The organism is Achromobacter sp. 1012554356 (assembly GCF_059760815.1).
This window is the reverse complement of sequence record NZ_JCBANC010000013.1, coordinates 71,286-84,922: the sequence shown is the minus strand read 5'-3', so window position 1 is coordinate 84,922 and position 13,637 is coordinate 71,286. Positions and strand designations below refer to the sequence as shown.

Sequence of the window (13,637 nt, the reverse complement as noted above, 5' to 3'; positions counted from 1 at the left end):
AGGCCCGGCCGGGTTCCGTCGCGAAAGCAGTATGGCTACACAAACGCAGTCTCCCGTTTCCACGCGCGTCATTGCGGCCTTCGACTTCGACGGCACGCTCACTCAGCGCGACACTTTCGTTCCCTTCCTGGCTCATCTTTCATGGGTTCGCCTGCTGACGGCATTCGTGCGGACCGCGCCCGCGCTGACCGCGTTCGCGCTTCGCCTGCGCAGCAACGAAGACGCCAAGCAATCGCTCTGCCGCGCCGCGCTGCGGGGACGCTCGCGCACTGAGCTGGCCCGCATCGCCCGCGCCTGGGTGCACACCATTCCGCTGCGGCCGGCGCTCATCGAGCGGCTGCGGTGGCACCAGCAGCGCGGCGACCGCTGCGTGCTGGTCAGCGCCTCGCCCGACATCTACCTTGAAGACGCGGCCCGATACCTCGGGTTCGACGACCTCATCTGCACGCGCATGGCGGTCGACGCGCAGGGCCGCCTGACCGGCGACTTCGACGGTCCCAACTGCTGGGGCCCTGAGAAGCTGCGGCGCCTGACCGAGCGCTACGGCGGTCCGGACCAATATGAACTGCACGCCTACGGCGACAGCCGCGGCGACCAGTGGCTCATCGACGCGGCCCAGCATGCCTGGTATCGCGGGCAGGCGGTCAAACCATGAGCGCGCTTATCTCGCTGCTGCGTCCGCAGCAATGGTTGAAGAACGGCTTCGTGCTGATCGGGCTGATCTTCAGCCACGGATGGACGGATCCGGCGCTGGTGTTTGCCGTGGGTGTGGGCTTCGTGGCGTTCTGCCTGGCGTCCAGCGCCGTCTATGTCCTGAACGACTATCACGACCGCGCCGCCGATGCGGCCCATCCCAAGAAGCGGCTGCGCGCCATTGCCAGCGGGCGCATCGGCTTGCCCGCCGCGCGCGCGCTGATCGTCGTGCTGTTCGGCTTGGCGCTGGGCCTGCCGCTGGTGTGCGGACTGTGGCCGGTGGCGCTGGCCGTGGCCGGCTACCTGACCCTGAACATTGCCTACACCCTTAGCCTGAAGCACAAGGTGCTGGTCGATGTTTTCTGTATTGCGGCGGGCTTCATGATCCGCCTGGCTTGCGGTACCTTTGCGGTGGGCATCATCCCGTCGCGCTGGATGCTGCTGTGCAGCTTCATGCTGACCCTGTTCCTGGGCTTTGCCAAACGGCGCGCCGAGATCGCGTCGGCGCCCCTGGATGCCCCGGCGTCGCAAGGCAGCACGCGCACCGTGCTGCGCCACTATTCGCCGCAATTGCTAGACATCCTGGTGGCCATCACCGCCAGCACGACGCTGCTGGCGTATGGCCTCTATACGGTGGACGCAGACACCGCCGCGCTGCACGGCACGCAGCATCTGATTGTCACGCTGCCCATCGTCACGTTCGGCGTCTTCCGGTATATCTACCTGCTGTACAAGGGCGGATCGGGCGAAGAGCCGGGCCGCGATCTGCTCGCCGACAACCAGATCCGCCTTGCGGTGCTGGCCTGGGTGGCGGTGGTGGTTTTGCTGGTAAGGACGTAGACATGGCATATCTTTGGCTGATACTCAGCGGGGCCTGCAGCGTGGCGGCCAGTGTGGCGCTCAAGGCCGCGGGGTCCGCTTCCGCACAGGCGGGGGCTCCGTCTCTGCTCTCGCAGGCGCTGCCTTATGTGGGCGCCATCGGCGCGTACGGATTGGGCTTTGGCTTTTACGCGCTGGCGCTGCGCCAGCTGGATCTGACGCTTGCCTACCCGTTGATGGTGGCCTGCGCGATTGCGGGCGTGTTTGCCTACGGCCTGCTGTCCGGCACGGAGACGATCACGGCCATGCGGATGGCGGGCGCGGCCTTCATCGCCATCGGCGTCTTCCTCATTTCAAAGTAGGCGCGGACAGCCATGCATCGATTGTTCCAACGCGCGTGGTATCGCGGGTTCCTGCTGTGCTGCGCCTACATCGTCGTGGCGGCCGCCGTGATGAACGGGTTCTACACCAAGTGGCGGCTCAACGATGGGCATGCGGCGCTGGGGCTGTCGCAGATGGTCGAAGGCACGGCCTACCGTCCCTACGTGTATCGCCAGTTCGTGCCCGCGTTGGCCAACGGCATCCAGTCGTTGCTGCCGCCCGCGACCGTGGCGCGCCTGTCGGAGCGTCTGGCCGAACCGCGGCGGGTGAACAGCCGGTCGGGGCTGGCGATGCGCTATCCGGCGTCCGAGGCCCTGTTGCCGGCAGTCACCCTGCGCTATCACCTGGTCTACTACCTGACCTTCGCGGCGCTGCTGGCTTCGCTTTTCGTCATGCGCCGCGTGGCGTTGCAGGCGGGGGCGAGCGGGGTGGCCGCGACGGCCGCGCCCGCGGTGCTGGCGATGATGGTGCCGTTTTTCCTGACCGAGGGCGGCTACTTCTACGATTTCGTCGAGCTGCTGTTCATCATGAGCGCGGTGCTGCTGGCGCTGGGCGCCTCGCGCCAGACGCCGGTGCGGTTGTGCGCGCTGGCGGTGCTGGCCGGGCTGGCGACCTGGAACAAGGAAGCCTTCTTCTTTTTCACGCCCGCCCTGTACCCGCTCTTGCGGCGAAACCTGCCGCGCCTGCCGGCGGCGGGCATGGTGGCCGGGCTGCTGCTGGTGAGCGGCTGCGTCTATCTGGCGTTGCGCATGCGTTATGCGGGCAATCCCGGTTCGACGGTGGACTACCAGTTGTGGGACAACCTGCGCTACTACGTTGATCCCGGCAACTGGCTGCGCACCGAAAACACCTATGGCGTCCTGCTGCCGCGCGGCTTCAGCCTCATCAGCGTCCTGGCCTTCGCCGGCATCGCCGTCAATGGCTGGCCGCGGCTGCCGCAGGCGCTGCGCAACCACGCAAAGCTGGCGCTGGCCATCAACGTGCCTCTCTTCCTGCTGTTCTGTTCGCCCGGCGAAATGCGCAATCTCAGCATGCTGTATCCAACGCTGATGTGTCTCCTGGCGCTTGCGCTGGCAAAGTGGCTGGGGCCGCACACCGCACCCCAACCGGCCGTCACCCTGGAAGTCCGATGATCCGTTTCTTCAATAGCGTGGGCTACCGCCGATTCCTCCTGGCGATGCTCTATGTCATGGTCGCCGCAGCGGCCTTCAATGGTTTCTACACCAAGTGGCGCCTGAACGACGGGCATGGTCCGCATTCGCTCGCGTCCATGGTCGAGGGCACAGCCCACCGCCCCTACGTGTACCGCCAGTTCGCGCCCGCCATCGCCAACGGTATTCAAGACCTGATGCCGGCCGCGACGGTCGAGCGCCTGTCCGAGCGGCTGACGGACCCGCGCCGCGTGAACAGCCGGTCGGGGCTGGCCATGCGCTTTCCCGCCTCGGAAGCGATGCAGGCGCCCGTGACGCTGCGCTATCACATCGTCTATTACCTGACCTTCCTGGCGCTGCTCGGCTCGCTGTTCGCGATGCGGTCGGTGTGCCTCGCGGCGGGCGCCAGCGCAGCCGCCGCCACCGCGGCGCCGCTGGTCATTGCGTTGCTGCTGCCGTTCTTTCTGACCGAGGGCGGTTTCTTCTACGACTTCTTCGAAGTGCTGTTCATGGCGTGCGCGATCCTGCTGGCTTGGCGCATTCCCGTCGGACGCCCGGTGCGCGCCGCGGGACGGCTGGGCCTGCTTGCCGTCGTCGCGGCGATGGCAACCTGGAACAAGGAGGCGTTCTTCTTCTATGTCGTGACGCTGTATCCCTTCCTTCGCCTCAGCCTGCCGCGCCTCAAGGCAGCAGGCGTGGTGGCGGGGCTGGTGTTCGTTTGCGGCTGCGTGTATCTGGCGCTGCGCCTGCGCTACGCGGGCAACCCCGGCGGCGCGGTGAGCTTCCAGCCGGGCGCGAACTTCTTCTACTTTCTGGACCCGGGAAACTGGTTCCGCACCGAAAGCACCTACGGCGTCGCGCTGCCCAAGGGGCTGAGCGCCGTGATGGTGCTGATGATCGCGGGCGTGGCCGTCACCGGCTGGCGCCTGCTGCCCGCGCCGTTCCGGCTGCACGTGCTGATGGCGCTGGCGGTCAATGTGCCGCTCTTCCTGCTGTTCGCCGCCGAGGGCGAGGCGCGTAACTTGAGCATGCTGTATCCATCGCTGCTGGTGCTGATGGCGATGGCCTTGACCGCCTGGATGAACGTCGCCGCGCCGCCAACCGCGGCGTGCGTTGATCGCGCGCAAGCGTAAACGGCGGGTACGCGGGTTTACCCCGTACCCGCTCGCCGCCGAAATTTGTATGATGACCCGATAACTTCTATTCAAGAGACATCGTCGTCATGCATGCTTCGCCGCGCCCGCTGTTCGTTGCCCGTCCCTGCCGCCCGGGGACTTTTCATGACTGAAGAAGCCCGCGTCCGCGAAGAAATCTGCACCATCGGCGCCAGCCTTTACGCGCGTGGCTATACCGTCGGCGCGGCCGGCAACATCAGCGCCCGGCTGGATGACGGGTGGCTCATCACGCCCACCGACGCGTGCCTCGGCCGGCTGGATCCCGCCTCGCTTTCCAAGGTCGATCAGGGCGGCAACTGGGTCGCCGGCGGCAAGCCGTCCAAGACCTTGCTGCTGCATCAGGGCATCTACCGCGCCAGCCCGGAATCCCGCGGCATCGTGCACACGCATTCCACCCATCTGGTTGCGCTGACGCTCGCGGGCGTGTGGCGGCCGGACGAGGTATTGCCGCCGATCACGCCCTACCAGGTCATGAAGGTGGGACGCATCCCGTTGATCGGCTATCGCCGTCCGGGCGACCCGCAAGCTGCCGCCGAGGTCGCCGCCGTGGCGGCTCACGTGCGCGGCGCCTTGTTCGAGCGGCTGGGCCCGGTGCTCTGGGAACGGTCTGTGTCCCACGCGTCCTATGCGCTTGAGGAACTGGAAGAAACCGCCCGTCTCTGGCTGATGACCCAGCCGCGCCCCGAGCCGCTGCCGGACGAGGCCATCGAGGCCCTGCGCGCCACGTTCGGCGCGCGCTACTGATCCGCTTTTTCGCACAAAGCCTGCCGGCCGCGGCATCGCGGATCCAGGCGGCGCAATCTTGATGGAGACTTGCAATGCCCCCGATGGAATTGGCGTCCAACGCCGTGCCCGCGGCTTCTTCGCCGCCCGAGTCCCGCGAAACCGCTCGCGCGTATGCCAAGGTGTTCTGGCGGCTGGTGCCGTTCCTGATGCTTTGTTATGTCATTGCCTACCTGGACCGCGTCAACGTCGGCTTCGCCAAGCTGCAGATGTCGCAGGACCTGGGCTTTAGCGAAACCGTTTTTGGCCTGGGCGCCGGCGTTTTCTTTATTGGCTATTTCCTGTTCGAAGTACCCAGCAACTTGCTGATGCACCGGCTGGGGGCGCGCATCTGGATCGCGCGCATCATGATCACCTGGGGCATCCTGTCGGGCATGTTCATGTTCGTCGAAACCCCGACGGGCTTCTACATCCTGCGCTTTCTGCTGGGGCTGGCCGAAGCCGGCTTTTACCCTGGCGTGATCCTGTATCTGACCTACTGGTATCCGGCCCACCGCCGCGCGAAGATCATCGCGCTGTTCATGTCGGCCATTCCGGTCGCGGGTATCTTCGGCAATCCGCTGTCCGGCTGGATCATGGAGGCCTTTCACGGCACGCACGGCCTGCAGGGCTGGCAATGGATGTTCCTGATCGAGGCCGTGCCCGCGCTGGTGATCGGCGTGGTCACCGTCATGTATCTGGACAATGGCATCGCCAGCGCCAAATGGCTGAGCGACGACGAAAAGAAGCTGCTGACGCGCGAGATCGAGCAGGACCAGAAGCAGACCGGCACGCAGAAGCACTCGTTGCGCGCGGTGTTCGCCGACAAGCGCGTGTGGTGGATGTGCCTGATCTACTTTGCCTTCGTCGCCGGCCAGTATGGGCTGACGTTCTGGATGCCCACGCTGATCAAGTCCACCGGCGTGACGGGGGCGTTCAACATCGGCCTGCTCAGCGCCATTCCCTTCCTGTGCGCCATCGTCGTGATGAACCTGCTGGGCCACTCCGCGGACCGGCGGCGTGAGCGCCGCTGGCACCTGATCGTGCCGGCGCTGGCAGGCGCCGTGGGCTTCACCGCGGCGGCTTCGTTTGCCGACAACACCGTGGTGTCGCTGGTGTTCCTGTCCATGGCGGCCGCAGGCGTGCTGACCTGCGCGCCGCTGTTCTGGTCGCTGCCGACCGCGTTCCTGTCCGGCACGGCCGCCGCCGCCGGCATTGCGATCGTCAACTCCGTGGGCAACCTGGCAGGTTTCGCCAGCCCGTACATGATCGGCTACCTGAAGGACCTGACCAGTTCCACCGCGTCCGGCATGTACGTGCTGGCGGGCGTGCTGGTCATTGGCGCCATCGCGGTCTGGTTCACGCCGGCCAAGCTGGTGAACCGCTAGCACGCCGACCGAACTTAACCGAGCACCAAAGGAACCGACATGCCGCGCCTGGCTGCAAACCTAAGCATGATGTACACGGAACACGCCTTCCTGGAACGCTTCGCCGCCGCGGCGCACGACGGGTTCCGAGGGGTGGAATTCCTGTTTCCGTACGACGTCCCGGCGGCCGAGATCAAGTCGCGCCTGGACGCCCACGGACTGACGCAGGCGCTGTTCAATGCGCCGCCGGGCGACTGGGCAGCGGGTGAGCGCGGCATCGCATCGCTGCCTGGACGCGAAGATGAGTTCCAGCGTGGACTGGACCAGGCGCTGGAATACGCAGCAGTGCTGGGCAACCGCCATCTGCACGTGATGGCGGGGCTCATCCAACCCAGCCAGGATCGCGCCGCGCACCGGGAGGTGTACGTCAAGAACCTGGCGCTTGCCGCGCGCATGGCCGCCACGGCTGGCATGACCGTAGTGATCGAACCCATCAACACGCGCGACATCCCGGGCTTCTTCCTGAACCGGCAGGACGATGCGCAGGCCATACGCAACGAGGTGGGCGCGGACAACCTGAAGGTGCAGTTCGACATCTACCACTGCCAGATCGTCGAAGGCGACATCGCCGTGAAGCTCGAGCGCGACATGGCCGGCATCGGCCACATCCAGGTGGCGGGCGTGCCGGACCGGCACGAGCCCGATCTGGGCGAGCTGAACTATCCCTACCTGTTTCAGCGTATCGACGCGCTGGGCTATCAAGGCTGGATCGGCTGCGAATACCGCCCGCGCGCCGGAACGTCCGAAGGCCTGGGCTGGGCCAAACCCTATCTCACCCATCGTTGAGCATCCATCATGAAGATACTGATCACCGGCGGCGCCGGATTCCTGGGCCAGCGGCTGGCGCGCAAACTGCTCGAACGCGGCACGCTGTCGCTGGAAGGCGGCAAGCCTCAGGCCATCACGCAAATCGATCTGCTGGACGTCGTGAAGGCGGACGCCCTGCAGGACCCGCGCGTGCGCTCGCTGGAGGGCGACATTGCCGATCCGGCGGTGTTGCGGCAAGCCATCGATATCGAGACGCGGGCCATTTTCCATCTGGCGGCCATCGTCAGCGGACAGGCGGAGGCAGACTTCGACCTGGGCATGCGCATCAATCTGGACGCCTCGCGCGCGTTACTGGAGACGTGCCGCGCGTTGGGCCACAAGCCGCGCGTCATTTTCACCAGTTCCGTGGCGGTGTACGGCGGCAACCTGCCCGACACCGTGCGCGACGATACCGCGCTCAATCCGCAATCGTCCTACGGCACGCAGAAGGCCATCGCCGAACTGCTGCTGGCCGACTACACGCGGCGCGGCTTCGTCGACGGCCGTGTGTTGCGCCTGCCGACCATCAGCGTGCGTCCCGGCCGCCCGAATGCGGCGGCGTCGTCGTTCGCCAGCGGCATCATTCGCGAGCCTCTGAATGGCGAACCGGCCGTGTGCCCGGTTGGCGCGGACACGCGGCTGTGGCTGTTGTCGCCGCGCGGCGCGATCCAGGCCTTGATCGCGGGCTGCGAGCTGGATGCCGACGCGGTGGCGGACCGGGCGCCCATCAACCTGCCTGGCGTGTCGGTCACGGTCGCCGAGATGGCGCAGGCCCTGCGCGAGGTCGCGGGCGACGAGGTTGCCGACCGCATCAGCTGGCAGGCGGACGCGCGCGTCGAGCGCATCGTCGGCAGCTGGCCGGGGCGTTGGGACACGTCGCGCGCCGCCCGTCTGGGCTTGACCGGCGATGGCAGCTTTGCGGACATCGTTCGCGCCTACATGGCCGACGACCTGAAGCGTTGATGCGCGGTCTCCACACCATTTCATTTCGCTGCCGGACGACAAAGACATGAGCAAACCCACAGAAACACCGCGCCCCGTTGGCGTCATTGGCCTGGGCGCGATGGGCGCGGGCATTGCCCAAAGCCTGCGCCGCGCCGGGCACGCGGTCCACGTTTACGACATTCGCCACGACGCCGCTACCGCCTTCGCGGCGCAGGGCGGCGTGGCCTGCGCCAGCCTGGCGGACATGGCGCAGGCCTGCGAGATCGTAGTCAGCGTGGTCGTCAACGCACAGCAGACCGAGTCGGTACTGTTTGGCGACGGCGGCATTGCCGCCGCGTTGCGGCCGGGATCGGTATTCGTCATGTGCTCCACCGTGGATCCCAACTGGTCCGTGGCGTTGGAGGGGCGCCTGGCCGAGCAGGGCATCCTGTATCTGGATGCGCCCATCTCCGGCGGCGCGGCCAAGGCGGCCGCCGGCCAGATGACCATGATGACCGCCGGCAGCGCGGCCGCGTACGAGGCCTGCGGGACGGTGCTGGAATCGATGGCGGGCAAGGTCTATCGCCTGGGCGACTGCGCGGGCGCGGGCAGCAAGGTCAAGATCATCAACCAACTGCTGGCCGGCGTGCACATCGCGGCCGCCGCCGAGGCCATGGCGCTGGGCCTGCGCGAAGGCGTGGATGCCGATGCCTTGTATGAGGTCATCACGCATAGCGCGGGCAACAGCTGGATGTTCGAGAACCGCATGCCGCACGTGCTGGCGGGCGACTACACGCCGTTGTCCGCGGTGGACATCTTCGTGAAAGACCTGGGGTTGGTGCTGGATACCGCAAGACACACCCGGTTCCCGCTGCCACTCGCATCCACCGCGCACCAGATGTTCATGCAGGCGTCGTCGGCCGGCCATGGCCGGGAAGACGACAGCGCGGTGATCAAGATTTTCCCGGGCATTTCCCTGCCGGAGGCCAAATGACGATCAAGCTGGGCTGTATCGCCGACGATTTCACGGGCGCCACCGATCTGGCGAACAATCTGGTCCGCGCGGGCATGCGCACAGTGCAGACCATCGGAACGCCGGGCGCGCCATTGCGCGACGATGCGGATGCCGTGGTGGTCGCCTTGAAGACCCGCACGCTGCCCGCCGGCGAGGCCGTGGCGCAGTCGCTGGCAGCGCTGCAGTGGCTGCGCGGGCAGGGAGCGGAACAGATCTACTTCAAGTACTGCTCCACCTTCGACAGCACGCCGCAGGGCAATATCGGGCCGGTCACCGATGCGCTGATGACGAGCCTGGGCACTGCTTTCACCATTGCCACACCGGCGTTTCCCGACAACAAGCGCACCGTCTTCAAGGGCTATCTGTTCGCGGGCGACGTGTTGCTGAACGAATCCGGCATGCAGCACCATCCGCTGACGCCGATGACCGATCCCAACCTTGTGCGGGTGCTGGCGGCGCAAACGTCGCGCCGGGTGGGTCTGATTGATTACAGCGTGGTCGCTCTCGGCACCGCCGCCATTCGCGACCGCATCCAGGAATTGATGTCGCAGGGTATCGAGATCGCCATCGTCGACGCCGTGTCCAATGACGACCTGCTGGCGCTGGGCCCGGCGCTGCAAGGCATGCCGTTGGTGACGGCAGGCTCCGGCGTGGCCATCGGCCTGCCGGGAAACTGGGGGCTCGCGTCCGCTGGCTCCGCCGGCGTGGACCGCGCGCAAGGCCTGCAGGCGGTCCTGGCGGGCAGTTGCTCCGCCGCGACGAACGCGCAGGTGGCGGCCTTCATTGAAAGCGGCCGGCCCGCGCTGGCGCTCGATCCCATGAAGCTGGCCGCCGGCGAGGACGTGGCCGGCCAGGCGCTGGCCTGGGCCGAGCCGCGCATGCAGGACGGCCCGGTGCTCATTTATTCAACGGCCCAGCCTGACGCCGTGCGGCAAACGCAGGGCGCGCTGGGCGCGAGCCAGGCGGGCGCCATGATCGAAGCGGCAATCGCGCGCATTGCTGCCGGGCTGGTGGAACGCGGTGTGCGGCAATTGATCGTGGCTGGCGGCGAGACATCGGGCGCGGTGGTGCAGGCGCTGGGCCTGGAGCAGATCACGATCGGCGACCAGATTGATCCGGGCGTGCCGTGGTGCGCCGGTTACGCGCCCGTGGCGCAGGCCGGCATCAGCATCGCGCTGAAATCCGGCAACTTCGGCAGCCGGGATTTTTTCACGAAGGCATTTCGCTAACGGCGTGTGCAGGCCGCGGCGCTTCAGTCCGGTATAGCGGTTCAGTCAGGCTAAGCGGTGCGCCTGGCTCAACCGCTTGGCGGCATTGACCATGTGAACGCGGGCGGCCTCTCGGGCGCCGTCCACGTCCTTGCGCCGAATGGCTTCGACGATGGCGATGTGTTCCTGCATGACGTCGCGCATCAGGTTCGCGTGGCGCGCCTCGTTGCCGCGTGTGACGCGCGTGGCGGCTTCCAGGAACTGGCTGACGAACGCAAGTGTGGTCAGAAAGTACGGGTTGCCGGTGGCGCGCGCGATGCTGCGGTGAAAGGCCACATCTTCCTTCACGCCATCTCCGCCGTTGTCCACGGCCTGAGAGATCGCAGCTAGCGCCGCGTCGATCTCGACCATGTCCTGCTTCTTGCGGCAGGCAGCGGCTTGCGCCGCCACTTCGGTTTCCAGGGCCCGGCGCAGATCCACGATGTGCAACACGGCTTCCAGCGAGGAGAGTTCGGCTGCGTCGATCCGCAGCGCCCGGTTGCCGGTGTGCCCCGTGACGAAGACGCCGCTGCCTTGCCGGGCTTCGACCACGCCGTCCTGGCGTAGCCGCGAGACGGCTTCGCGGATCACCGTGCGGCTGACGCCGAACTGTTCGGCCAGGGCGATTTCCGTGGGCAGCTTTTCACCGGGCAGCACGCGTCCTTCGTCGATTTCGGCGAGTAGACGCTTGGCGACCGTGTCGGTCAAGGTGGGAACAGCGGGAAGTCGGGGAAACGCCATGGACGGGGATTGGGGGAGAAGCAAAAAGGCCCGTCTCGACGTCATCGGCGGGGGCCATCGGCAATAGTAACCCGGTCTTTCAGCGGGTTCGCCTAGGTGCCGCCGGCATGGGAAGACGCTGCCTGCGCGGTCAGGAGGCAATCCATGAAGCACTGCGCGGCCGGCGTCGGCGGCGAGTCGGCACGCGTCAGGACCGACACGCGGGCCGCGGGCAGCGGATGGTCCAGACGCACCATGCGCAGCGCGCGCGGCAGCAATTGATGGTCGAACAAGTTGCGCACGAAGATGCCCAGCGCGTCGCTCTCCGCAATGATCGCCAACGCCACCGCGATGGACTGGCAGGGAATCACGTCACGCGGGGCCGGCAACCCGTGCGCGTCGAACGCCAGCCGCAGCAGGTTCGCGGGCGCCTGGATATTGCCCGGCAGCAGCCATAGCGCATCGTGCAGCTCGGCCAGCGTGCGCGCACCGCTCAGCGGGTGGCCTGCGCGCGCGCCCACCGCCAGCGGCAGCGTGAACAGCGTGGTTCGCGCAAAACCGTCGTCGATGTCGCCGTCGTACTCGGTCTGCACCAGGAAGTCGTAGCGGCCGGATTCCAGTTGCTCGTGGCTGTAAGGCGGCGCGACTTCATTGAAGGCCACCGAGACGCGCGGCATGCGTGCGCGAAACGCGGCCAGCGCCGCGGGCAGCACGGTCAGCGCCGCGGAACTGATGGCCAGGTTCAGCGTGCCGCCTTCGCCGTCGCGCATCTGGCCGATCTCTTCCTGCGCGCGGCGCGCTTCCTGCAGGATCAGCACGGCGCGCTTGTACAGCGCTTCGCCATACGGGGTAAGTTCCACCCCCTTGACGCTGCGGCGCACCAGCTCCGCGCCCACGCTCTGCTCCAGCTCGCGCAGACTGCGGGTGGCGGCGGGCTGGGTGACAAAGAGCGCCCGCGCCGCGGCACGGATGCTGCGATGCTCGGCAATCAGTACAAAGGCGCGAAGTTGGCGCAGGTTCATGGGCAAGGCGTTCCGGTGGGCGGGAAGGGCTATAAGAAAAAGTGCTCATCGCGACAAAAATACTGTCTTTTGCTTATCGTGCGCCATCCGTATATTCACGGCGATGGGGCACAGCGATCCGGACGCACGGACCGGCGGCCCCGCACCGGACATCAAGGGGAAAAAATGTCTATTGCCATCGCCGCAGCCGGCGGCCCAGGGTTGTACACGCCGTCGATGCGGCGCCGCGTCATTGCCGGCACCACCATCGGCAACGCGCTGGAATTCTTCGACTTCACCGTCTTCACCTTCCTGATGCTGGTCATCGGGCCGCTGTTTTTTCCCGCGGCTTCCGGCTACGGCCAGCTGTTGCTGACCACCGCCACCTTCGGCGTGGGCTTTCTGATGCGGCCGGTGGGCGGCATGCTGATCGGCTCGTATGCGGACCGGCACGGCCGCCGTGCGGCAATGACGCTGACGCTGTGGCTGATGGGTCTGGGCTGTGCGCTCATCGCCGTAGCGCCGACCCATGCGCAGATGGGCGTGGTTGGACCCGTGCTGATGGTGCTGGCGCGGCTGATCCAGGGCTTTGCGGCGGGCGGCGAGGTTGGCGCCTCGACGACGCTGCTGGTGGAACACGCGCCGCCCGGCAAGCGCGGCTTCTATTCGAGCTGGCAGTTCGGCAGCCAATCGCTCGGCGTGATGCTGGGCGCGTTGACCGTGGCGATCCTGACCGCGGCGTTGACCCGCGAAGAAATGCAGGCCTGGGGTTGGCGGGTGCCGTTCGTCATCGGCATTCTGACGGTGCCGGTGGGCGCCTACATCCGCCGCAATCTGGAGGAAACGCTGGAACCCGCCCCTGTCGCCGGCGCCAGAAGGGCCGCCGCCGGCCACCAGCCGCTGCGCCGCGTCTTTGCCGAGTACAAGCTCACGATCGTCAAGGGCATCCTGCTCGTGATCGGCGGCATGGTGTGCGCGCAGATCATCGGCTTTTACATGCCGGCTTACGCCACCAAGGAACTCGGCCTGCCGGCCACGTCCACGCTGTTTGCCAGCGTGGTGCTGGGTGCGATCGGGTTCGCGCTGGCGCCGTTCGTCGGCATGCTGGCGGACCGGGTGGGGCGCAAGCGCGTGATCTTCTGGTCGCGCGCCGTGACGGTCTGCGTGCTGCTGCCGTGCTTCCAGTGGCTGGTGTCGGCGCCCAGCACCGGACGGCTGATGACGGTCATCGCCTTGCTGGCCGTGCTGCTGGCGTTGCAGACCGCGCCCGTCATCACGATGCTGCCTGAGTTGTTTCCGAAGGCCGTGCGCACCACGGGCATGTCCGTGGTGTACGGGCTGGGCATCTCGGTCTTCGGCGGCTTCGCGCAATTCTTCGTGACCTGGCTGCTGCACGTGACAGGCAACCCGATGGCGCCCGCGTGGTATCTGATGGTCACCGTGACGCTTTCCACCGTGGTGCTGTTCTGGATTCAGGACCGCACCGGCCATGACATCGACAGCCAGGAGCCCTGA

General features: G+C 66.8%; 14 protein-coding genes. 12 read left to right on the top strand and 2 right to left on the bottom strand.

Annotated elements, in window-relative coordinates:
- Window positions 1-31: 31 nt before the first annotated feature.
- The 11 genes from AC6LJW_RS08900 to otnK all read left to right on the top strand — a co-directional run bounded on the left by AC6LJW_RS08900 (window position 32) and on the right by otnK (window position 10,383).
- Entirely contained in the window at window positions 32-655 is a 624-nt protein-coding gene (locus tag AC6LJW_RS08900; protein ID WP_056559895.1) for an HAD-IB family hydrolase, read from the top strand.
- Window positions 652-1,533 (top strand): decaprenyl-phosphate phosphoribosyltransferase, encoded by an 882-nt coding sequence (locus AC6LJW_RS08895; protein ID WP_498087001.1) that lies wholly within the window; start codon window positions 652-654, stop codon window positions 1,531-1,533. The genes AC6LJW_RS08900 and AC6LJW_RS08895 overlap by 4 nt, the downstream gene beginning before the upstream one ends.
- A 2-nt stretch (window positions 1,534-1,535) precedes the next feature.
- Window positions 1,536-1,874 carry a DMT family transporter gene (locus tag AC6LJW_RS08890; protein ID WP_056559891.1) on the top strand — a complete coding sequence of 113 codons (339 nt, stop codon included), beginning with the start codon at window positions 1,536-1,538 and terminating at the stop codon, window positions 1,872-1,874.
- 12 nt (window positions 1,875-1,886) lie between these two features.
- Window positions 1,887-3,026, top strand: a complete 1,140-nt coding sequence (locus AC6LJW_RS08885) for a hypothetical protein (protein WP_427986057.1) — start codon at window positions 1,887-1,889, stop codon at window positions 3,024-3,026.
- Window positions 3,023-4,177: a hypothetical protein gene (locus tag AC6LJW_RS08880; protein WP_498087000.1), complete on the top strand. Its 1,155-nt coding sequence runs from the start codon at window positions 3,023-3,025 to the stop codon at window positions 4,175-4,177. The genes AC6LJW_RS08885 and AC6LJW_RS08880 overlap by 4 nt, the downstream gene beginning before the upstream one ends.
- A gap of 147 nt (window positions 4,178-4,324) precedes the next feature.
- The gene (otnC, locus tag AC6LJW_RS08875; protein WP_498086999.1) at window positions 4,325-4,963 is read left to right on the top strand and encodes a 3-oxo-tetronate 4-phosphate decarboxylase; all 639 of its coding nucleotides are present in this window, start codon (window positions 4,325-4,327) and stop codon (window positions 4,961-4,963) included.
- Window positions 4,964-5,037: 74 nt separating this feature from the next.
- A complete protein-coding gene (locus tag AC6LJW_RS08870) occupies window positions 5,038-6,369 on the top strand; it encodes an MFS transporter (protein WP_234015762.1) in 1,332 nt (443 codons plus the stop codon).
- A 39-nt stretch (window positions 6,370-6,408) separates the two neighbouring features.
- Complete coding sequence (gene otnI, locus AC6LJW_RS08865; protein ID WP_498086998.1) at window positions 6,409-7,194, top strand: 2-oxo-tetronate isomerase; 786 nt, start codon at window positions 6,409-6,411, stop codon at window positions 7,192-7,194.
- Between the two features lie 9 nt (window positions 7,195-7,203).
- Window positions 7,204-8,178 carry a D-erythronate dehydrogenase gene (gene denD, locus AC6LJW_RS08860; RefSeq protein WP_056559880.1) on the top strand — a complete coding sequence of 325 codons (975 nt, stop codon included), beginning with the start codon at window positions 7,204-7,206 and terminating at the stop codon, window positions 8,176-8,178.
- A gap of 46 nt (window positions 8,179-8,224) precedes the next feature.
- A complete protein-coding gene (gene ltnD / locus AC6LJW_RS08855) occupies window positions 8,225-9,133 on the top strand; it encodes an L-threonate dehydrogenase (protein ID WP_056559877.1) in 909 nt (302 codons plus the stop codon).
- Window positions 9,130-10,383, top strand: a complete 1,254-nt coding sequence (gene otnK, locus AC6LJW_RS08850; RefSeq protein WP_498086997.1) for a 3-oxo-tetronate kinase — start codon at window positions 9,130-9,132, stop codon at window positions 10,381-10,383. The genes ltnD and otnK overlap by 4 nt, the downstream gene beginning before the upstream one ends.
- A 45-nt stretch (window positions 10,384-10,428) precedes the next feature.
- On the opposite strand, the gene AC6LJW_RS08845 is transcribed toward otnK, so the two are convergent.
- Entirely contained in the window at window positions 10,429-11,142 is a 714-nt protein-coding gene (locus AC6LJW_RS08845; protein WP_498086996.1) for a FadR/GntR family transcriptional regulator, read from the bottom strand.
- A 92-nt stretch (window positions 11,143-11,234) separates the two neighbouring features.
- Window positions 11,235-12,143 carry a LysR substrate-binding domain-containing protein gene (locus tag AC6LJW_RS08840; protein ID WP_498086995.1) on the bottom strand — a complete coding sequence of 303 codons (909 nt, stop codon included), beginning with the start codon at window positions 12,141-12,143 and terminating at the stop codon, window positions 11,235-11,237.
- Between the two features lie 165 nt (window positions 12,144-12,308).
- Here AC6LJW_RS08840 and AC6LJW_RS08835 point away from each other — a divergent pair, with 165 nt between their 5' ends.
- Window positions 12,309-13,637, top strand: a complete 1,329-nt coding sequence (locus AC6LJW_RS08835) for an MFS transporter (RefSeq protein ID WP_056559870.1) — start codon at window positions 12,309-12,311, stop codon at window positions 13,635-13,637.